Raw genomic sequence first — 20,838 nt, forward strand, 5'->3', positions numbered from 1 at the left:
ATCTGTCCAGATTCGATGAATTCGCTTGTCTGGACAAATTTTCCTCGCGATCGCACATAGAGTGCTGGAGATGTACCAAATAAATGACCTCCCCCCGCGCCGCTAGGTCAGCAAACAAATGCTTCAGCGATCAAACGTCTCCACAACGACATCAGCAATCAAAGGCATTGGACCGCGCGCACGAATTTAGGTAGCCGGCAACGCGTACGAGGAGATAGAGCTGGAAGTGCGTGCCTTTCGATAGTCTATGGGCGGAATTCGACCGCCTCACCGATAGGCCGATCGAGGTTCGCCGTCACTGTCGGGCTGGGTCCGAGTCCGCGATAGGCGCCACGACAGCGCTCGCGATAGGCGCGCAACGCTTGGTCCATGGCGCCCGGACCGCCACACATTTGCGGATGACGTCCTGCCCGTCTTGGGTTTCAGCAGCGTGCGCCGGCGCTCCGATTTCCGCGACTTTTGGATCCCCTCCAATCGTGACGACCGATTATCGCCTGTCTCCATTTCGACCGTTATCTGGGCGGTAACACTTTTAGAAATCTATGCTGCTGGACATAAGCGGCGACCATACCGAGAATTTACTTTCAAATTCTGGCGGCAAAGTTCTATCGTAAATGAAAATAGGGGATGGCGTATGGAAACGAGTTCGGAGACTGGCGATGCTGCCGGTATATCAGCCGCGCCCGTAATAGAAGTCGTGGCGGACATCGCCGCCAGCTTTACATATGCGTCCTTCCAAAATGCTATTCCGGTGATCCGGTCTATCGCGCTCAACAACCCGACCCAGCAGGGTTTCGAAAAATGCACTCTCGAGCTGACATCGAACCCCCCTTTTTTGCGCGCCAAAAGCTGGACAATTGATCGGATCGTTGCTGGCGACCGGCTTCCCTTAAGCGATCGAAAAATCGATCTCGACGCCGGCTATCTGGCCGGTCTCAACGAGGCTGAGCGCGGGGAGATAACGTTGCGCCTAACCTCAGGAGGCGCAGTGCTGGCCGAGCAGCGCGTTGCGGTGCGCCTGCTTGCCCGCGACGAATGGGGTGGCGTCGTCGATATGGCGCAATTGCTCGCCGCATTCGTCATGCCGAACGACCCGGCGATCGCAGGACTGCTGCGTTCCGCAGCGGAGCTGCTCGCAGCGCATGGTCATCCTTCCAGCCTCGATGGCTATCAAAGCGGCAATCCGCAACGCGCATTCATGCTGGCGGCCGCAATTTATTCGGCCATTGCTGGCCTATCGCTGCATTATGCAGAGCCACCTGCGAGCTTCGAAAGCCGCGGCCAAAAAATTCGACGTCCCTCAATTATTACGGCAGAAAAGCTGGCAACCTGTCTCGATACCAGTCTGTTATTCGCGTCCGCCCTGGAGGCGACGGGCTTGCATCCCGTCGTTTTGATGTTTCAGGGACACGCGGCCGTCGGCGTCTGGATGACACAAAGGACGCTCGCCAACGCCATTGAACCCGATGCCATGGAGGTCCGCAAGGCGCTGGCATCGCGCGAACTCATCGTGTTTGAGACGACAGGCGTGACGCATCGGCCGGCGATGACGTTGGAGGCTGCCCAACACGCAATCGAACAGCGGCTCGACGAAACGCAGGTAGCCACCTTTGTCGCAGCCATCGATATACGCCGCTCGCGCAGCGGCGGCATCACACCGCTTGCTTCGCACGAACCGACGCGCCGCAGCGTGGATGCAGAGGTGGCAACCGAAATCGCGTTGCCGTTGCCAGCCGCACCGGCCGTGGTAGCCCTGCCGGTCGAGATCGTCGAGGTAAAGCCGACGACAGCGGCCGGACGGATCGACCGCTGGCAGAAAAAGCTCCTCGATTTGACACTGCGGAACCGCCTGCTCAATTTTCCGGACTCCAAGAAGACAATTCCGTTTCTTTGTACTGACGTCGGCTACCTCGAGGACCGTCTGATGGCAGGCGCTTCGATCCGGCTGATTTCGCTCCCCGAACAGAATCCACTGGGCGAGCGGGATGCTGTCCTCTATCGCGAGGTGCACGGACGTGACCTCCAGCGTGGCTTTGCCGCGGAAGCGCTTCTGCGCGACGAGCTCCCGTCGACGCTCGATGGGCGTCAATTGGAATCCCGGCTGATCGATCTTTACCGGCAAGTGCGCAACGATTTTGCCGAGGGCGGCGCGAATACGCTCTTCCTGGCGGTCGGCTTCCTGCGCTGGAAGAAGAAGGCCGAGGACGAGCGCAGCTATCGCGCGCCATTGCTGCTCGTACCGGTCAAAATCGAGCGCCGCAGCGCAACATCGCATTTTACCTTGCGCTTCCATGAAGATGAACCGCGATTCAACGCAACCTTGTTGCAGTTTCTCGAACGCGACTTCGAGCTCAAACTGCCACAGTTTTCCGGTGAGCTGCCCGAGGACGAAAGCGGCGTTGATGTGCCGAGGCTGCTCGGTCTTATGCGCCAGGCAGTGCGCGACGTCCCCGGCATGGAGGTGGTGGACGAGACGGCGCTGTCGACCTTTTCCTTCGCCAAGTTTCTCATGTGGAAGGATCTGGTCGAGCGTACCGATGCGCTGCGCGAAAACCGTGTCGTGCGCCATCTGATCGACACGCCGGAGATAGCTTTCGAGGGCAATGGCGCATCATTCCGCGACGAGCGCGAACTCGACCGGCACTATGCCCCGTCCGACATGGTTTTGCTGCTGCCGGCCGACTCCTCACAGACCGCCGCAAGTCTTGCCGCCGCTGAGGGTCGCGATTTTGTCATCATCGGTCCTCCCGGCACTGGCAAGAGCCAGACCATTGCCAACATGATTGCCAACTGTCTTTCAGTTGGCAAAACCGTGCTGTTTGTGGCCGAGAAGACGGCGGCGCTCGATGTGGTGTATCGCCGCCTGCGCGAACATGGCCTGGGCGCGCATTGTCTCGAACTCCATTCCAGCAAGGCGGACCGACGCAACTTTCTCACCCAGCTCAGGATCAGCTGGGAAAGCGGCGTGCGCGTGGACGCAGCGGAGTGGATTGCGATCAACGAGCGGCTTCGCGTCCGTCGCGACGAACTGAATGCCTATGTCGAAGCGCTGCATCGGCACCATGTCAATGGTCTGACGCCTTATCTGGCGCTCGGCATCGCTCTCAAGAACAAGCGGCAGCACGCTCCGAGATTGTCCTGGCCATCGCGCGATTCCCATGACGAGGCAAACCGGCTGGCGCTGGAGCATATTGCCGCCGAAACAGGTCTCGCATTTCAGTCGGTGGAGATGCGGTCGGTCTTGCGTCTTATAGATGTCACCGAGTGGACGTCAGGCTGGCAGGACAATTTGCTCGAAGGGGCAAAGACCCTCAAGAATGCGTCCGAGGTTCTAGCGACCGCACTCGACGCCTTCCTGGTGAGCATCGGCCTGCGCGCCAAAGGCGACGCGTCAAAAGCGGAGCTCGAAGCGCTGCGAAAACTAGCAGCGGCACTCCAGGACAGTGCCGGCTATGACGTCAGCATTGTCTTTGATCGAGATTTCGCCCAGTTGCGGGGAGCCCTCGCCACTCTCAATGAGGCAATCGGAGACTATCGCAAGTCTCGCAAGGACCTGTCGGCCCGCTATGACGAGGCTGCCGTTGCGCGCATACGGGTGGAGGACATAGAGCAGCAATGGCAGCAGGCCGCTTCTGCATTCTGGCCAAACAGTCAGTTGGGCAAACGCAAAGTCCAGAAGCTGCTTCAAGGCTATGTCACAGAGGGGGTAGCCGATCCTCAGCACGACTTGCTGCTGTTGCGCCTGATGCAGGACCGCCGGGCCACTGTCGAAGCCAACATCCTATCTGGGAAGCCGATCGGATTTGCCGCACTTGATACCGACACCCACCGTATCGATCAGATACTCTCGATGGCCGAAAGGCTTCGACAGACGCTACGCCTGCCCGGCCTCGGCACGGAGGATTTCAAAGCGCTCCTGCAAGCAACCGCCCCGAGCCTGCGAAGCGGTGCAGCAGATAGCACGATGCGCTATGGGGCAGCCCGCTTCCTTGCGGCTTCTGCAGCATTCGAGGCTGCCAAGACCCAATTTGCGATCCCTGCTGGAAAGACGCCTTCTTGGGCAGAACATGATAACCCGCTGACCGAATTGACGACTGCGATGGGAGACTTGCTCGACGCCCGTCATCTTCTCCGGGACTGGACTTCGTGGTGCGGCATTCGTCGCAGGGCTGTCAGTCACAATCTGGGAGCGTTGGTCGACGATATCGAGGCGGGTCTAGTGCGACCAGCTGAAGCTCAATCCGCGTTCCGCCTGGCCTATGTACGCTGGTGGCTGCCGGCCACGCTGGATGCCGATCCGGTGCTGCGGAATTTCCGTCGCTTCCAGCACGAGCACGCCATCGAAGATTTCCGGGAAATCGACGATCTTGTCCGCGCTCAAGCAAGCCTTCGCGTCATCAGTGCCATCGCTCATGGTTTGCCGGCTGTGCAAGGCGTCCCGCGCAATTCCGAGTTGGGCCTGTTGCGCCATCAGATGGAATTGCAGCGGCCCAGCCGGTCAATCCGCGAGATGATTGGCGCGATGCCGACGAGCTTTGCCAAGCTCGCGCCGTGCATGCTGATGTCCCCTCTTTCAATCGCTCAATATCTACCGCCCGACCAAGCCCTGTTCGACGTGGTGATTTTCGACGAAGCATCGCAGATCACCACCTGGGACGCCGTCGGTGCCATCGCGCGAGCCCATCAAACCATAATCGTAGGCGATCCCAAGCAGTTGCCGCCCACCAATTTCTTTGGCCGCAACGAGGAGGACGAGGAAGTCGTCGAACACGAAAAGGATCTTGAGAGCATTCTCGACGAAGCCAAAGCGGCCGGCATCCCGGTACGTGACCTGCGCTGGCATTATCGTAGCCGCAATGAGTCGCTGATCGCCTTTTCCAACCATCACTACTATCAGAACCGGCTCATCACATTCCCTTCGCCAACGGTGGAAGATCGGGCAGTTCAGCTGCGAAAAATCACGACCGGCATCTATGACCGTGGCAAAAGCCGCACCAATCGAATCGAAGCCCAAGCGGTAACCGACGAGGCGGTCAGCAGGATGCTGCGTTGGCTGGCCCTACCGGAAAAGGACCGACCCACGCTCGGAGTCATCACTTTCAACGCGCAACAGCAGTCGCTCATCCTCGACCTTTTCGACAAGGCACGCCAGACAGAGCCGGAGCTTGAATGGTTCTTTGCCGACGAGCGTATTGAGCCCGCCATCGTCAAGAATCTGGAAAATGTCCAAGGGGACGAGCGTGACATAATCCTGTTTTCGATCACCTTTTCGCAAGATAATGCCGGCAAGCGCAGCATGGATTTCGGCGCGCTGAATCGGGACGGCGGCGAACGCCGGCTGAATGTCGCGGTGACGCGTGCGCGGCAGGAACTGATCGTATTTTCAGGTTTTGCCGCCGACCAGATCGACCCCAACCGAACCAAAGCGATCGGCGTACAGCATCTCAAAGCCTTTCTCGATTTTGCCGAACGCGGCGCTGTGGCATTGCCAGCGCAGGAACGCGGATCGGTCGGAGCCCTGGAATCCCCTTTCGAGGAGGCCGTCGCTGCCGAGCTTGAGAAGCGCGGATGGACCATCGTTCCTCAAGTCGGCATTTCGGGCTTTCGAGTGGATATAGGGATCCGGCATCCCGATCTCGCCGGCGCCTATCTGGCTGGGGTCGAATGCGACGGCGCGACCTATCACAGTTCTGCCACGGCGCGAGATCGAGACAAGGTCCGCGAGCAGGTCCTGCGCGGCCTCGGGTGGAACATTGTCCGGGTATGGTCAACCGATTGGTGGTTTGATCTCGAAGGTTGCACCGAGAGGCTTCATGCCAGCCTGGCCGCGCTGCTCGAGGAAAGCCGTCGCAAACAGGCTGAACAACAGGAAAGTGAAGCCGCGATCCATTGGGACATGGGACATAAGGTCGACCCCATGGACCCATTGCCAGCCGAAGACCTAGCATCGGCCGGCGAACCGGAACATCCGTCGATAAAATCAGAGCCAGAACTTGTCGCCGCTCCCCTCGCGACGGGAGAGCGCCCATCGGCATCTGCAGGAATTTTGCCTGCGGCCGCGCATTCGACGCATGATACCGTACCGACGGGCGGCCGTTATCGCCTGACTGATCTAACCGGATTTTCCACCAGCCCGGATCAGTTTTATGACTTCGTCTACCGAGGCACGCTGCGGTCCATGGTCGACGCGGTGATCGAGCAGGAAGGACCTCTGCGAGAAGACGTCCTTGCGCAGCGCATCGCACGGGCGCATGGCTGGCTCAGAACGGGCAACAAGATTCGGGAGCGGATCGACCTGCATCTGCGCGAGTTCGATAGAACTGAAGAATCCAGCGGCAGCTTCCTATGGAAGAGAGGGACGGTGGTCGACCTGCTTGATTATCGCATGCCGTTCGATGCCGATGCCCGCCGGTCCATTGCCGACATTCCAATCGCCGAGCTGGCCGCTGTCGTCGTTGCGAACGAGGACATTCTGGAACAGTCCGACCCCGCTCTCGACCTTGCACGTCTGCTCGGTGTCGAGCGACTTGCGGCGATTTCACGCTCCCGGCTGGATGAAGCCATCGATCGCGCCCAGCGCAACCTGGCATCGACATAGTCTCGGAGACTCCATGTTTCGATTCATCCACAGCTCCGATCTTCATATCGGCAAGCGGTTCGGCAACATGCCAGAGGATCTGCGCGGGCGGCTCCGTGAAGCGCGCCATGGCGCGATCAGCCGGCTGGCAGAGCAGGCACGCGTCCATGGTGCATCCACCATACTTCTGGCCGGCGATACGTTCGATACCGAAACGCCCACTCCAGCGATGTTGCGGCAGGCCATGGCCGAGATGAGCCAGAGCGCGCCTCTGCGCTGGATATTGCTGCCTGGCAACCATGATTCCCTGTTGGCTGATCAATTGTGGAGTGCAGCGGACAGCGTTGTGCCGGACAATGTCCTGCTGGCGACGCGGCCCGAAACCCTGACCATTGGCGCGGACGTGGCGCTGCTGCCTGCACCTTGCACCACCCGCAGACCCGGTCGCGACCTTACCGAGTGGATGAACAGCGCCGCGACGCCGCAAGGCGCCATCCGGCTCGGCCTTGCTCATGGCGCTATTCAGAACTTTTCCGAAGATTCAGCAGCGTCCGATGTCATTGCACCAGATCGCGCGACCAAGGCCGGCCTCGATTATCTGGCACTTGGCGACTGGCACGGACCCGTCACCATCAATGAGCGCAGCCGTTATAGCGGTGCGCCCGAACCTGACCGTTTCAAGCATGATACACCCGGTCAGGCCCTTGTCGTTTCCATTGCCGGGCCTGGCGCCGTGCCCGAGATCGTGGCCGTTGAAACAGCTAGCTTTTCCTGGAAAACCGCTCCCCTGCATCTGCTGTCTGGCGACGACAGCGCCGCGGCATTTGAAGCGTTGCTTCCACCGGCTCATCTGCGGCGTCAGACTTTGCTGCGAATTGCCGCGTCTGGCCGGGTGCGGTTAAGTGGGCGAACGATCCTTCAAGCGGCGATCGCGGTAGCCGCGCCCGACTTCGCCTATCTGGAACTGGACGGGGACGGGCTCGCGACCGACTGCGAAAGTGGCGATTTGGATCGGATCGACCGCTCTGGTGCCCTTCGCGAGGCAGCGCAGGCACTGTTGGATGAAAGCAGCGACGAAACCCGGTCGGCTGTCGAACGCGACATATCGCGAGAAGCACTGGTTCGGTTGTTCAGCTATTGCGAGGCGATGGGATCATGAAACTTACGGCCCTTCGGCTCCACAACGTCAAACGGTTCGCCGGGCAAGGCGTCGCCATCGAAAACATCGGCGACGGCGTCAACGTGCTTTGCGCGGTCAATGAGTTCGGCAAATCAACCTTCTTCGAAGCGCTGCACGCACTCTTTTTCCAGCCTCACACGGGCACACCCGAAGGCGTGCGACTGTTGCGGCCTTATAGTGGGGGCAATCCGGTGGTGGAGGCCGACATCACCACTTCAGAAGGACGCTATCGACTTGCCAAGCAGTTTTATGGCGGCAGGCTGGCCAGCGTTATTGACCTCGACGGCGGGCGACTGTTGGCTCAAGCCGATGAGGCCGAAGCCTTTATCGGCAAACTAATCCATGGCGGAAGCGCAGGACCGGCAGGATTGCTCTGGGTTCGCCAAGGGGTCACCGGCATCGAAAGGCGCAGCAAAAGCGAGGAGGACGGCGAAAAACGCGTGCGCGAAAGCCTACTGTCCTCGGTTCAGGGGGAAGTTGAAGCCCTGACCGGCGGGCGACGCATGGCCGAAATCGCCGCGGCATGTGAAGAAGAACTCTATAGCCTGGTTACGTCAACGCTGCGTCCCAAGAGCGGCGGTCTCTATGCGGCAGCGCTCGACGAGCGTGACAAGCTGGTGAAAGACGAGCAGCGTCTCAGCGCCGAAGTCACCGGTCTGCGCGATTCGCTCGACAAGCGGCGCATGGCGTTGGCGCGTCTGTCTGAGCTTGAAAACCCCGAAGAAGGCGCCACTCGGCGGGAAGCCATCTCGGCCGCGGAAGCCGCAGTCGAGGCCGCCAAATCGCACAGCGAAGCCTTGAAAGCCGCCGAGGCGGAAGCTGCCCTTGCCGCAATTCACCACGACGCGGCGCAGCAGGCCCTCGATAGTTTTCGGACCGCGCTCAAACGAGCCACGGATTTGCGCCAGCAGTCGACGATTGCGCAGCTTCGCCGCAGTGAGGTTCTCGATCGGCGCGCTTCTGCCATTGCCGAAAACGAACAAGCGATGGGCGAAGTTCAAGCAGCCGAACTGGAAGAGCGCGAAGCACGCGAATTGCTCGCGCGGCTGGATGCGACTCTTTTGGCGCGTGACGCTGCCGAACAACTGGCCGGCTCGGACAACCGGTTGAAACAAGCCGAAGTCGCCAGAACCCAGATCGAAGATGGAGAGGCAGCACTGGCGATGCTGGCGGTGCCGGAACAAGCTGTCGAGCAACTCCAGGCGCTCGAAATCGAGATCGCCAGCCTTCGTGCAGCTCACCTGGCAACCTTGCCGACGCTATGCATGGAATACCGGGACGGCGCCGCCGATTTGGTGACCATCGATGCCAAGCCCTTGCCCCATGCAGAAGACCAAAGCTTTGCTGGCACCGTACGCCTGGATATTGCCGGCATCGGAGCCTTGACCCTGCGATCGAATCGGCCGCAGCAGGCCGACCGGACCATCGAAGACGCCGAAGCGAAGCACCGCAGCCTGCTTGCGTCCCTCGGTGTCGATAGCCTCAGGACGGCACGCCAGCGCCTAGTGGAAGCGCGCGACAAAGCTACCGAACTGGGCTTGGCGCGTCAGCGACTTGCCGATCTCGCGCCCAAGGGGATACAGCAATTACACGAGGAGCTTGCTCGTCTGAGTGCCCTCGGGGCCGGGGACCTCGAACTCAAAGTCGATCCAGAACAGATCCGGCAACATCATGCCGCAGCCGAGCAGCGTGTGGCGACAACACGCAACAGCGTGCGCGAGGCCTTGCCTTTGCGCAGCCATGCCGACGAGGCTGTCATGGCTGCGGAGACGGCTTATGTCACCATCCAGGCGGAACTGACCAGCCTCGAGGTCATATTGGGACCCGATGCAGCGCGCGAGGAAAAGGGGCGCTTGCTGCTCACCGAGGCCACCGCACGACAAAAGCTGCGCGAAGCGGCCGAAATGCGCGCTGCTCCCCTGCGCGACGGCGCTCGCGATCTCACCAGCGCTGAAGCCGTTCTGCGCCGCGCCCGTTCGGTTCAGGATGCCGCCACACAGGAAGCAAGTCAGTTGCGTGTAACCCTGGCCGATCTCAATGGCCATATTCGCACTCGGTCCGACGACGCGGTGGAAGAAGCTTTGCGCGAGGCCACAGAAAAATTGGAAATCGCTGGAGAGCGAGCGAGACGCTTCGAATTCGAAAAAGCCGTCCTCGACCGGCTGCGCACGACGCTGGTCGCTGCGCGCTCGACGGCACGCGATCTTTATCTGAAGCCGGTCATGTCCGAGCTGCGACCGCTGCTTGGATTGCTATTCGATGACATCTCCATAGTGTTCGACGAGAACACACTGTTGCCACAGACCGTTCGCCGCAATGGTCAGGATGAGGATGTCGATAGGTTGAGTGGCGGCATGCGAGAACAGCTTTCGGTTCTGACACGTCTGGCCTTCGCCCGTTTGCTTGCCCGCGACGGCCGACCCACACCGGTTATCCTGGATGACGCTTTGGTTTATTCCGATGACGACCGCATCGAGCGCATGTTCGACGCTTTGCATCGTCAATCACACGATCAGCAGATTCTCGTTTTCTCCTGCCGCCAACGCGCGTTTGCAAAACTCGGCGGTAACATTTTGCAGATGAGCGACTGGCAACCGGGTCGGTCATAAGCGGAGATCGCGCAGCCTCAGCTAGGGCGACGGCAGATCGTATCGTGTTACGATTGCAATGCCGTTTTCGATCTCGATTTCGATAACTTCATTAATCAGGAATTCCTCTGGGCCAAGATCCTCGAGGAGAGCATCGAAGAGCTCTCTCTGTTTTTCAGGCCCGACCTGAGGGACGACGATAATCAGGCCGGCGTGAACCGGTTCTTTGGCATAGAGCTTCCTGAAGTCCTTAGCATTGTTGGTGACGAAGGTGAAATCCTCATCGATAATGAGCGGCATGAGGTCCCAGTCGGTTTCGCCGCTTAGCCCAAGCCAGTTGACGTGGTTTGCTTCATGTCCGCGTTCTTGGGCTACCGCAACCAGAGACGTGTGCAGGCACTCATCGATCAGAAACCTCACGAGGTCACACGCGTCTCGACCTGGCCGACGGACCTGGGTCGCCCTTCAAAACCACGCGCTTCGACGACTTTATTTTCACGCCCTGCTCGACCAGCTTCTTAGGCCGCCCACGAACCGGGTGCGCGGCGACCCACATTCTGGCGAGCTCAATCACGCGCGGCGTTAGCTTCGGATATCCCTCCAGAACCTCCGCTTCATCTGCGCCCTGCGCTAGCATCGTCGTGATCATACGAACAGGGATGCGGGTTCCTTTGAAGACAGGCTCTCCGCCCATCACCCCTTTAACGCGGCCGATGGCGGCCTCCGCTTCATCAAGATCCACGATGCGCGCTTTGAGCTGTTTACGTGCCTCGGCGACGTCGACGATCAGCAGGTCGTCGGCCCTTACGGTCTTGGCCCTTGGGGCAGCTTTGATTTCCTCGAACAGGCGGTAGCGACGATCAGCGGGCAATGTCGCACCCACGCCATACCAAAGCTTGAGCCGCAGCAAATCCTCGCCGGTCAATGCCCGTCGGACGACCCCACCGATGCGCCGAGCAGTGCTTGGCACAGTATCGACAATGCGTTTGTCGATCGCATTGTGCACGGCCTTGATTCCTATCCCGCTGACGGCGGCTGCCTCTGCGGGGGTGTAGATGCGAGCAAGTGTGCCCATTATTCTTCTCCTTATAAAGAATAATATAGGCCGTTTGACCCCCTCCGTAAAGGCACGCGTCTTTGGAATCACGGCGGTTAGCAAAGGCGGTGGTGAGCCGAGAGGCCTCACAAACCCTTGGGGCTCGAGATGGCAGACTCGGCGCAGTATAATTGCGCTAACTATCGAATTTGCAGTTGGCGACAAACGACACACGAGTTCGTCGCGGACTTTTAACTCTGCGAAGGCGCGTCTTCGAGCGCTTTGAAACCCTACACCCATCTGCAGGCCATCTGTATCAAGCTTTGGACCAAAACCGTTTCCATCGCTCACGAGCGTTCTCTCTGGGGGTCTCAAGTGGGGCTTGCCCATGGCCACGAATTTTTGGGCGACAGCGGTGCAGAGGCCGCATACCGCTGCCTGCTTGACGTCGCTGACCGTGTCCATGTCCGAAATTTGCCTACAAATTTCGGACGCCCTTGGGCGCGCTAGATTCGCTATGGAAAGCTGGAAGCACTCGCAAGCCCGGTGGCCACAGCGTCTGCAGCGCCAAGCTATTCCTCCGTATCCAAACCCGCATCCTCATGGCCACTAGCCAACTCTGGCATAATTTCACCAGCAAGCAGCTCATCTCTGCTCAGCAGCCCGGCATCCTCGAGCGCCTCGCAGTCCGGGAGATCGCGAAGCGTGTCGAGGCCGAACTCGAGCAGGACGCTTTTGTCGTCACATAGGTGTAGGGAGCGCCGGGCGTCGGACTGCGCGGGTTCGACGCGATCAGGCCGGTGCCGCAGATGGCCGATCAGGTCGCGACTGATTACTTCCCGAAAACCGACGACAATTCGGCGCGGGTAATCGGCTGGAAGTGCCGATGCACATCAGCATCAGCACGTCCGACCACGTCAGGTCCACGGCACGCCCGCTGCTTCCGCAGGCGCGGATGGCATCGGCATAGGCCGGCCGTGTCAGGTGCTTCCAGCCGCCGGCGACAGCGACGAGGTCATAGGGCCGTCCGCGCAGCTCTCGGATGTCGTCGATGAGAAGGTCACGGGCGAGCTCGCGGGAGAGACTGCACCGCAAGCGCGTCCCGCGCGCGCGAACTGCTCGATCAACTGATCTCAGACGACGACGAATCTCGTCCAGATTCCAAAAGCGGTGGCCGCAGCGGCGCTTTGCGGGCTCGCGTTACCACAGATCGCAGAACTGTGATCTCGCCTTGTGCCCGAGACCGCAATCTGGGCTCGCGACGAAGCATATCGCTTGCGATCATCAAAGGACGCGTCGACGCCGTCGGTTGCCTTTTCCACCGCCGCCTCACACATCGTGTTGGGGCTGAAGAGCTACCTGCAAATCCTCGCAACGGGCGCGGCCGCATCCTTGATTTTACAAATTGACACGTCTTGGTTTTTAGAAAATGCCACGTGCGATGATGGCGCCAAAAAAAAATGTCACGCGAGATGATCATGCCTGAGGTAAATGGTCCGCCAAAGTTGGGAAAGGTATACCGGTTGAATGGTGGATAGGTACGCCGGATAAAAAGGGCTTCGGGTTCCGGAAGACGAACTAATCGACGGATAGGCGCTGCTCGTGAGGGAAACTGCATGCGCATTACGGTTATGACCATCCAGGGATGTCGGATATGATCTTGAATAGTGACATTGCAGGCCAAAGAGCGGCCGAGAAGCTAGCAGAGGGCCTGAAATCGCAGGGCAAGCAGCAATACGAAGAAAGGTCGAGGGAACGCGAACGAGATGTGTCTCGTTAGGTCGCACGTTGCACCAGGGGTGCGTCGGAAGGCACTCCGCCGTGTCCTGAAGAGGTAGCCTGCACTTGAGAATAGCCACGGTGGTACCTTATTTTCGGCTGTGAAGCACACGAGACCCGCGACGTGAGACCCAGTTGCTCAATACCCAGTTGCTGGGTGAGCGTGCATGACTGCCAACGGAAGGTCTTGCACGCACCCTCGCGATCTTGAGCAATGGTCGCCATGACTTTCTTCTTGCAGGCTTTTGAGTGGCCCAGCCTGCAATCACCAGACCCCACCGACTCTAAAGAGCGTGGCAGACGGGATAGTCGAGGTTGCCCGGCACAATTACGCTCAAGGCTTGCGCCGCCCAGAGGACACGCTGAAAAGGCAGCATGGGCGCGCAAGCACGCCATTCACGAGAGGTTCGACATGAAGACTATGCAAGAAAAAGACATTCCGGCATTCGTGCAAGCAGTTGTGGAGGCCGGCTGCAACATTTGCGCGATTGGCAACTTGGGATATGTCTTTGGCGATGCTGATTTGACGCCGGCGCAACGGAGGTCCGTCGAGCCACAGCTGCGCAGGATTGCTGAGATCTACGGCGAACGCGATCATCTCATGGACGAGATAGCTGTATATCTGCGGTCGATCGGACGCCATGTCGAGGTTGAGCCGAAGACAGGTGTTTCCTGATGGCCGCGATCGATCGCGTTCCGTAGTCGCCATTTCTATTGGGTAACGAGCAGCCGTCTTCCAACCTCTGAAACAAAAAAGAGGTGACCCCCAAAGGCCGCTCTCGAGACCGCAAGTCTGAGCCGCTAACGCATTGCGATAACCAGGCTGTCCGAACTGGGCGTCGATGCCTTCCTCGACCAGGTCGCGGTAGGCGGCGATCTCATCTACCGCATGCATAGCCAAGCCAGAGAAGTTTTCGGCAGCGGAATTCTCGGTCGCTTCCCCTTTTATGACTAGAGGGTGCGGCCGATCCGGCCGCGACGATCTCGCAGGGATTGCCATATACGGCAACACGAACACCGGCGGATCAATACTCGGATAATGGCGGCCGGCTATGTAGCGATCGATCGCGCACCAACATATCAATGCAATAGCTTAGTTGCTTTCAAAGGCGGGTCTCTACGAACTGCAAGCAAGCTAAACGATTGCGTCAACTCTTCCTCGCAGAGCGAAAACTCCGCGCCCACGCGATTTCTCTGCTGGAACAGCGGCACATCCTCAGCGCCAGGACACGGCCGCCGCCGTCGGGTTTTACGAAGCCGGTGATTGCATAAGTTGCCCGCAAGATATCATTGGTATCGGGAACGCCGCCGATGCCGCATCCTGAATAGAGCGGCCGCTTGCACCTGCCAGCCCGACGACCAGATCATATCTGCAACTCCATCTACCTGGACGTGGTGCAAATCACCTCGCTGAAGCCGCAAATCGTCGCCTTCGACCAGGATAACCACATCCGTGACCGCCTGAGCTACTCGGTCGATCTCGACGCACATGGCCGATACAGTTTTTCCATCCTTCACGAAGCGAATGAGACTTTGGCCATTCCAGCCCTGGTCTACGGGGCGTGACTTGTCCCCGATGCATGCGCGAGCTCTCCGCTCGGCCGGCCGCCGGACGTCGCCACCGGCCGAAGGCGCCCGAAGGCGCCCGAAGGCGCTTGACAAAGCAGCACCGGCCCATTCAACTTGAGGCATTCACCAGGGGAGTCCCGGTAAGGGGCTGAGATACTGCTGGCTTTCGCGGCGCAGTGACCCGTTGAACCTGATCCAGTTCATACTGGCGTAGGGACGGTGCAAGCGCTTTGCGGGAGTTTACGCCCGAGGTCCTGCTGCAGCAGGTCTACAGAAGCGTCTTTTCATCCTTCCGGCACAGAACTGGGTCTCCAATGCATGAGCAAAGGAGCCTCACGATGAATGCCCTCACCCCCGCCGTGTCGACGGGACCACTGCCCGCCTCGCGGAAAATCCACAAGCCCGGCGTCCTCTACCCGCAGATCAGGGTGCCGATGCGCGAGATTTCCGTCCATCCGACGGCCGGCGAACCGCCCGTCACCGTCTACGATCCGTCCGGCCCCTACACCGATCCATCAGTCCAAACCAGCATCGAAAAAGGCCTTGCCCGGCTTCGCCACGAATGGGTCACGGCGCGTTGCGATGTCGAAGCCTATGACGGCCGCCACGTCCGGCCGGAAGACAATGGATTCGCCACCGGCGAGCGCCTGACACCGGAATTTCCGATACGCAATCGGCCGCTCAAGGCCAAGCAGGGCAAGGCGGTGACCCAACTTGCCTATGCGCGCGCCGGCATCATCACGCCAGAAATGGAGTTCGTAGCCATCCGCGAGAATCTCGGCCGCGAGGTGATGCGCGGCAAGCTGCAACGCGACGGCGAAGCCTTCGGCGCGGCGATCCCAGATTTCGTCACACCCGAATTCGTGCGCGACGAGGTGGCGCGCGGACGCGCAATCATTCCCGCCAACATCAATCATCCCGAGAGCGAGCCGATGATCATCGGTCGCAATTTTCTGGTCAAGATCAACGCCAACATCGGCAACTCGGCTGTCACATCATCGATGGCCGAAGAGGTCGAAAAAATGGTCTGGGCGATCCGCTGGGGCGCGGACACGGTGATGGACCTGTCGACCGGCCGCAACATCCACAACATCCGCGACTGGATCGTGCGCAATGCGCCGGTGCCGATCGGTACGGTGCCGCTCTATCAGGCGCTGGAAAAGGTCAACGGCATCGCCGAGGATCTGAACTGGGAGGTCTACCGCGACACGCTGATCGAGCAGGCCGAGCAAGGCGTCGACTATTTCACCATCCACGCCGGCGTGCGGCTGCACTACATACCGCTGACCGTCGACCGGGTCACGGGCATCGTCTCGCGCGGCGGCTCGATCATGGCCAAATGGTGCCTGCACCATCACCGGGAGAGCTTCCTCTACGAGCATTTCGCGGAGATATGCGACATCTGCCGCGCCTATGATGTCTCCTTCTCGCTCGGCGACGGCCTTCGTCCCGGCTCGATCGCCGACGCCAATGACGCGGCGCAATTCGCCGAGCTGGAAACGCTGGGCGAGCTGACGAAAATCGCCTGGGCCAAGGATTGCCAGGTGATGATCGAAGGCCCCGGTCACGTGCCTATGCATAAGATCAAGGAGAACATGGACAAGCAGCTCGCTGTCTGCGGCGAGGCACCGTTCTATACGCTTGGACCGCTGACGACCGACATCGCGCCGGGTTACGACCATATCACCTCAGGCATTGGGGCGGCGATGATCGGCTGGTTCGGCACCGCCATGCTCTGCTACGTCACGCCGAAGGAACATCTCGGCCTTCCCGATCGCAACGATGTCAAGATTGGCGTGATCACCTACAAGATAGCCGCCCATGCCGCCGACCTGGCGAAGGGTCATCCGGCTGCTAAACTCAGGGATGATGCCCTTTCCCGCGCTCGCTTCGAGTTCCGCTGGGAAGACCAGTTCAACCTGTCGCTCGACCCCGAAACCGCGCGCTCCTTCCACGACCAGACCTTGCCCAAGGAGGCGCACAAGCTGGCACATTTCTGCTCGATGTGCGGGCCGAAATTCTGCTCGATGCGCATCTCCCACGACATTCGTGCCGAGGCACAGAAAGAGGGCATGGCGGCAATGGCGGCGAAATACCGCGAGGGCGGCGATCTCTACATGCCAGCTGACGAGACTGGCGTACCGGTCGTGCCAGAGGCTCCCAAACCATCATGAGGGTGCTCGTCAAAGGGGCCGGCGTTGCCGGCCTCACCGTCGCTTTCGAACTCGCCGCCCGCGGCGCGACGGTTACAGTCGCCGAGATGCGGCATGGCCTTGGCGGCAACGCGTCGTGGTTCGCCGGCGGCATGCTGGCGCCATGGAGCGAGCGCGAAAGCGCGGAGCAGCCGGTGCTGGATCTCGGACGCGACGCTGCCGACTGGTGGGATGCGGTGCTGTCGGGTCAGGTGACACGGGCCGGGACATTGGTCGTGGCCGCGCCGCGTGATGCCGGTGAGCTTGACCGGTTCGCCAGTCGCACGTCAGGGCATCGGCGCGTCGATGAAAACGAAATTGCGCTCCTGGAACCCGACCTCGCCGGCCGCTTCCGGCGTGGATTGCTCTTCCCCGACGAGGCTCACCTCGACCCACGCCAGGCGATGGCGGCACTTCATGACAAGCTTGCGACCATGGGTGTCAAATTCCACTTCGGCTGCGACGCCCGGCCTGTTTCGGGTTTCGCCCGTCAGATAGACTGCATGGGAATGGCAGCGGCCGATGACAGGCTGCGCGGTGTTCGCGGCGAAATGCTGATCCTTCGCACGCCTGATGTCTCGCTGTCGCGGCCGGTCCGTTTGCTTCATCCACGCTTTCCGCTTTATGCCGTGCCGCGCACCGATCACCGTTTCATGATCGGAGCGACGATGATTGAAAGCCAGAGCGCCGGACCGGTGACGGCGCGTTCCATGATGGAGCTGCTGGGCGCCGCCCATGCCCTCCATCCGGCCTTTGGTGAGGCCGAGATCGTTGAAACCGGTGTGGGTGTCCGTCCGGCATTTCCCGACAATTTGCCACGCGTCGAAACAGACGGTGAGATCATCGCGATCAACGGTCTTTATCGTCACGGTTTTCTCCTCGCCCCCGCCATGGCGCGCCAGGCTGCCGACCTGGTTTTCAGTCAAGACAGAACCAAGGAGCATGCTCATGAAACTGATGGTCAACGGCGAGGCGCGTGAGATTGCCGCCACCATGCTGGCCGAGTTGCTTGCCGCGCTCGACTATGAGGGCGATTGGCTCGCCACCGCCGTCAACGGCGACCTCGTGCACAAAGCCAACCGCGCGGAGTTCCAGTTGAGCGACGGCGACCGGATCGAAATCCTCTCGCCCATGCAGGGCGGCTAGCATGTTGGAGCTTTATGGAACCGAGCTTTCGTCGCGCCTGCTTCTCGGCACGGCTCAGTATCCTTCGCCGGCCATCCTTGCCGACGCGGTCAAGGCGTCGGGCACGTCGGTGGTGACCGTCTCGTTGCGGCGTGAGATGGCGGGCGGTAGGGCCGGCGAACAATTCTGGTCGTTGATCCGCTCGCTGGGCGCCAGAATCCTGCCCAATACCGCCGGCTGCCTCTCCGTCAAGGAAGCCGTCACCACCGCGAAAATGGCGCGCGAGGTCTTCGGCACCAACTGGATCAAGCTCGAAGTGATCGGCAATCACGACACGCTACAGCCGGATGTGTTCGGTCTGGTTGAAGCCGCCCGCATCCTGTGCGAGGACGGCTTTGCGGTATTCCCCTATACCACCGACGATCTCGTTGTCGCCGAGCGGCTGCTGGAAACGGGCTGCAAGGTCCTGATGCCGTGGTGCGCACCGATCGGTTCCGCCTTGGGACCGGTCAACATGACGGCGCTGCGCTCGATGCGCGGATATTTCCCTGGCGTCCCGCTGATTGTGGATGCGGGGCTCGGACGGCCGTCGCACGCGGCCACCGTCATGGAACTCGGCTTTGACGCCGTGCTCCTGAACACAGCGGTCGCCAAGGCGGCATATCCGGTCGGCATGGCGCGTGCTTTCGGTAAGGCGGTCGACGCCGGTCGTGAGGCGTTCAGCTCGGGAATGCTCGAACCGCGCGAAGTCGCCGTGCCATCGACACCGATGATCGGCAGGGCAGTTTTTTCATGAAGCTCGATCCCTTCTACCTGATCGTCGACAGCGCTGCCTGGATCGAACGGCTGGTCCCACTCGGAGTCCGGCTTCTGCAACTGCGCATCAAGACCGTGGATGAGGCTGGGTTGCGCGCGGAGATCCGCACCGCGAAGGCCTTGTGTGCTCGATACCAGTGCCAACTCATCGTCAACGACCACTGGCGCCTGGCAATCGAGGAAGGCTGCGACTTCATACATCTCGGCCAGGAGGATTTGCAGACCGCTGACCTCTTGGCGATACGGGCAGCCGGCGTAAGGCTCGGACTGAGCACACATGATCATCAGGAGCTGGAAACGGCGATGGCCGCCGAGCCTGACTACATAGCGCTTGGACCCATCTATCCGACCATCCTGAAGAAGATGAAATGGGCGCCGCAAGGGGTCGAACGGATCAGCGAATGGAAGCGCCAGGTCGCGCCGTTTCAATTGGTCGCCATTGGTGGCCTCAACCCTGAGCGGCTCGACGGTGTCTTTGCGGCTGGCGCGGACAGCGCGGCGGTGGTGACCGACATCACGCTCAACGACGACCCCGAGGCGCGCACGCGAGAATGGATCGAGAAGACGGACCAATGGCGCTGAGGCGAGAACCACATGTGCTTGTCGTCGGTGGATCGGACTCCAGTGGCGGTGCTGGAATTGCACGCGATATCGAGACGATCTCTGCCATTGGCGTGCGCACCTGTCTCGCCGTCACAGCGCTAACGGTGCAAACGCATGACGCCGTGATCGAAATCTATTATTCGCCACCTAGCCTGGTGGCCAATCAGATGTGCGCCGCGCTGCAGGCCAACGACGTGGCCACAATCAAGATCGGCATGCTGGCGACTGCCAAGATCATTGTTGCCGTTGCCGCAGTGCTGCGCAAATTTCCGCATGTCCCCGCAGTACTCGACCCTGTGCTGGCCTCCACCTCAGGCCGCGCACTTCTGCAAGCAGGCGCTATCGCTGCCATGAAGCGCGATCTTATGCCGCTTTGCTGCATTGTCACGCCCAACCTCCCTGAACTGGCGCTCCTTAGTGGCTCCGAACTGGCAGTGGATGAGGACGGAGCGCTCCAACAAGGAAAAAGACTGCTGGCCGCCGGCCCTCAAGCCCTGCTGATCAAGGGTGGGCATGCGTCGGGAACCCGGTCGACCGATATTCTGTTACGCTCCGGGCACGAACCCATCCGCTTCGATGCACCGCGCCTTGCCACATCGATGCGCGGGACAGGTTGCATGCTGGCCAGCGCGATTGCGGCGCATCTGGCGAAGCCGAAGCCGCTCGAAGACAGCGTGCGCGAAGGCAAGCTGTTTGTCTTGGAGAGGCTTCAGAAATGCCGGCTGAATAACCACAGCGTTCTGCGTCCAGCCAAGCAGACCCATTTTCCAGAATTTTTCCCGTAGCGAGACTAGAGAAGGGGCTACTGCTTCTCTATGCCATCCTCACAACGCGTTGAGTTTCTCACTGCCAATTATGCGACTTTCGAGGTGCAAATAGCGAATATCGAGTTCTTAGTGACAGAAACGACCGGAATTGGTTGCGTGGATCACCAGGTCGCTACCGATTGGGTCAGCGACTCAATAGAACGTCACATCTCTGTCCACACTCGAGCTTATTTGCCGCAAACGCGTCGAGCCCCGCGTCAATCGGTCTTATAATAGTATCCGGGGCAGCTCCAAAGCTGTGGCATCGGCTACCCGCCGGCCGTGGCGCTTGCTGTTCGAGCGTCGGACGCCGCCTGCCATTGAACATCTGATGGGCTATTGGGTGGCGGCGACACACTCATCCAGGTGCAACTGGCTTTTTCAACTCGGGAACCAGCAGAAGCCTTCGCTGCGTCGCAACATTTGGATTATGTCGTACAGCCCGATCTTCCAGAGAAAACAAGACCTAACGTTCGAAACCTGTCACGCAACCAACCACCGAATGAAAGATCCAGCGTGCGATCGCAGGGAGGTAAGAATAACCGGTCTGGCTTTCCTATCGCCGGT

Annotated in this window: 13 protein-coding genes, 1 pseudogene and 1 riboswitch; of the genes and pseudogenes, 11 read left to right on the forward strand and 3 right to left on the reverse strand. The window is 60.1% G+C overall.

Features of this window, described 5'->3' with window-relative positions; translation table 11 throughout:
* The first annotated feature begins 634 nt into the window (after positions 1-634).
* The 3 genes from P3C39_RS09040 to P3C39_RS09050 are packed head-to-tail and all read left to right on the forward strand — an operon-like array spanning position 635 to position 10,366.
* Positions 635-6,598 carry a DUF3320 domain-containing protein gene (locus tag P3C39_RS09040; RefSeq protein WP_127319047.1) on the forward strand — a complete coding sequence of 1,988 codons (5,964 nt, stop codon included), beginning with the start codon at positions 635-637 and terminating at the stop codon, positions 6,596-6,598.
* A 13-nt stretch (positions 6,599-6,611) separates the two neighbouring features.
* Positions 6,612-7,736, forward strand: coding sequence for a DNA repair exonuclease (locus P3C39_RS09045; RefSeq protein ID WP_126057626.1), 1,125 nt, complete (start codon positions 6,612-6,614; stop codon positions 7,734-7,736).
* A complete protein-coding gene (locus P3C39_RS09050; RefSeq protein WP_126063810.1) occupies positions 7,733-10,366 on the forward strand; it encodes an ATP-binding protein in 2,634 nt (877 codons plus the stop codon). Before P3C39_RS09045 ends, P3C39_RS09050 begins: the two co-directional genes overlap by 4 nt.
* A gap of 21 nt (positions 10,367-10,387) precedes the next feature.
* Here the strand turns inward: P3C39_RS09050 and P3C39_RS09055 are convergent, their stop codons facing one another.
* The 3 genes and pseudogenes from P3C39_RS09055 to P3C39_RS09065 form a co-directional block, all read right to left on the reverse strand.
* A complete protein-coding gene (locus P3C39_RS09055) occupies positions 10,388-10,765 on the reverse strand; it encodes a DUF5615 family PIN-like protein (RefSeq protein ID WP_126057625.1) in 378 nt (125 codons plus the stop codon).
* A gap of 4 nt (positions 10,766-10,769) precedes the next feature.
* Positions 10,770-11,420 carry a DUF433 domain-containing protein gene (locus P3C39_RS09060; RefSeq protein ID WP_126057624.1) on the reverse strand — a complete coding sequence of 217 codons (651 nt, stop codon included), beginning with the start codon at positions 11,418-11,420 and terminating at the stop codon, positions 10,770-10,772.
* Positions 11,421-11,953: 533 nt separating this feature from the next.
* A pseudogene (locus P3C39_RS09065) lies at positions 11,954-12,476 on the reverse strand (SMC-Scp complex subunit ScpB).
* A gap of 898 nt (positions 12,477-13,374) precedes the next feature.
* Between P3C39_RS09065 and P3C39_RS32910 the strand changes: the two are divergent.
* The 8 genes from P3C39_RS32910 (at position 13,375) to P3C39_RS09105 (ending at position 20,250) form a co-directional block, all read left to right on the forward strand.
* Positions 13,375-13,836, forward strand: a complete 462-nt coding sequence (locus tag P3C39_RS32910) for a hypothetical protein (protein WP_306283303.1) — start codon at positions 13,375-13,377, stop codon at positions 13,834-13,836.
* A gap of 662 nt (positions 13,837-14,498) precedes the next feature.
* The gene (locus tag P3C39_RS09075) at positions 14,499-14,726 is read left to right on the forward strand and encodes a hypothetical protein (RefSeq protein ID WP_245454713.1); all 228 of its coding nucleotides are present in this window, start codon (positions 14,499-14,501) and stop codon (positions 14,724-14,726) included.
* Positions 14,727-14,847: 121 nt separating this feature from the next.
* Positions 14,848-14,964: riboswitch (TPP riboswitch) on the forward strand.
* Positions 14,965-15,067: 103 nt separating this feature from the next.
* The gene (gene thiC / locus P3C39_RS09080; RefSeq protein ID WP_127318682.1) at positions 15,068-16,903 is read left to right on the forward strand and encodes a phosphomethylpyrimidine synthase ThiC; all 1,836 of its coding nucleotides are present in this window, start codon (positions 15,068-15,070) and stop codon (positions 16,901-16,903) included.
* Positions 16,900-17,901 (forward strand): glycine oxidase ThiO, encoded by a 1,002-nt coding sequence (thiO, locus tag P3C39_RS09085; protein ID WP_127318684.1) that lies wholly within the window; start codon positions 16,900-16,902, stop codon positions 17,899-17,901. Before thiC ends, thiO begins: the two co-directional genes overlap by 4 nt.
* Positions 17,870-18,067: a sulfur carrier protein ThiS gene (gene thiS, locus P3C39_RS09090; RefSeq protein ID WP_127318686.1), complete on the forward strand. Its 198-nt coding sequence runs from the start codon at positions 17,870-17,872 to the stop codon at positions 18,065-18,067. Before thiO ends, thiS begins: the two co-directional genes overlap by 32 nt.
* Position 18,068: 1 nt before the next feature.
* The gene (locus tag P3C39_RS09095; RefSeq protein WP_127318688.1) at positions 18,069-18,842 is read left to right on the forward strand and encodes a thiazole synthase; all 774 of its coding nucleotides are present in this window, start codon (positions 18,069-18,071) and stop codon (positions 18,840-18,842) included.
* Positions 18,839-19,444 (forward strand): thiamine phosphate synthase, encoded by a 606-nt coding sequence (locus tag P3C39_RS09100; protein ID WP_126057618.1) that lies wholly within the window; start codon positions 18,839-18,841, stop codon positions 19,442-19,444. The genes P3C39_RS09095 and P3C39_RS09100 overlap by 4 nt, the downstream gene beginning before the upstream one ends.
* Positions 19,435-20,250 carry a hydroxymethylpyrimidine/phosphomethylpyrimidine kinase gene (locus P3C39_RS09105; RefSeq protein WP_126057617.1) on the forward strand — a complete coding sequence of 272 codons (816 nt, stop codon included), beginning with the start codon at positions 19,435-19,437 and terminating at the stop codon, positions 20,248-20,250. Before P3C39_RS09100 ends, P3C39_RS09105 begins: the two co-directional genes overlap by 10 nt.
* Positions 20,251-20,838: the final 588 nt, after the last annotated feature.

Source organism: Mesorhizobium sp. XAP4, from assembly GCF_029269325.1.
GTDB lineage: Bacteria > Pseudomonadota > Alphaproteobacteria > Rhizobiales > Rhizobiaceae > Mesorhizobium > Mesorhizobium ciceri.

Coding starts and splice junctions, on each gene's coding strand:
- P3C39_RS09060 (WP_126057624.1), bottom strand. CDS start 11,420: ATGGGCACACTTGCTCGCATCTACACCCCCGCAGAGGCAGCCGCCGTC.
- P3C39_RS09100 (WP_126057618.1), top strand. CDS start 18,839: ATGAAGCTCGATCCCTTCTACCTGATCGTCGACAGCGCTGCCTGGATC.
- thiS (WP_127318686.1), top strand. CDS start 17,870: ATGAAACTGATGGTCAACGGCGAGGCGCGTGAGATTGCCGCCACCATG.
- thiC (WP_127318682.1), top strand. CDS start 15,068: ATGAATGCCCTCACCCCCGCCGTGTCGACGGGACCACTGCCCGCCTCG.
- P3C39_RS32910 (WP_306283303.1), top strand. CDS start 13,375: ATGGTCGCCATGACTTTCTTCTTGCAGGCTTTTGAGTGGCCCAGCCTG.
- thiO (WP_127318684.1), top strand. CDS start 16,900: ATGAGGGTGCTCGTCAAAGGGGCCGGCGTTGCCGGCCTCACCGTCGCT.
- P3C39_RS09095 (WP_127318688.1), top strand. CDS start 18,069: ATGTTGGAGCTTTATGGAACCGAGCTTTCGTCGCGCCTGCTTCTCGGC.
- P3C39_RS09050 (WP_126063810.1), top strand. CDS start 7,733: ATGAAACTTACGGCCCTTCGGCTCCACAACGTCAAACGGTTCGCCGGG.
- P3C39_RS09045 (WP_126057626.1), top strand. CDS start 6,612: ATGTTTCGATTCATCCACAGCTCCGATCTTCATATCGGCAAGCGGTTC.
- P3C39_RS09040 (WP_127319047.1), top strand. CDS start 635: ATGGAAACGAGTTCGGAGACTGGCGATGCTGCCGGTATATCAGCCGCG.
- P3C39_RS09105 (WP_126057617.1), top strand. CDS start 19,435: ATGGCGCTGAGGCGAGAACCACATGTGCTTGTCGTCGGTGGATCGGAC.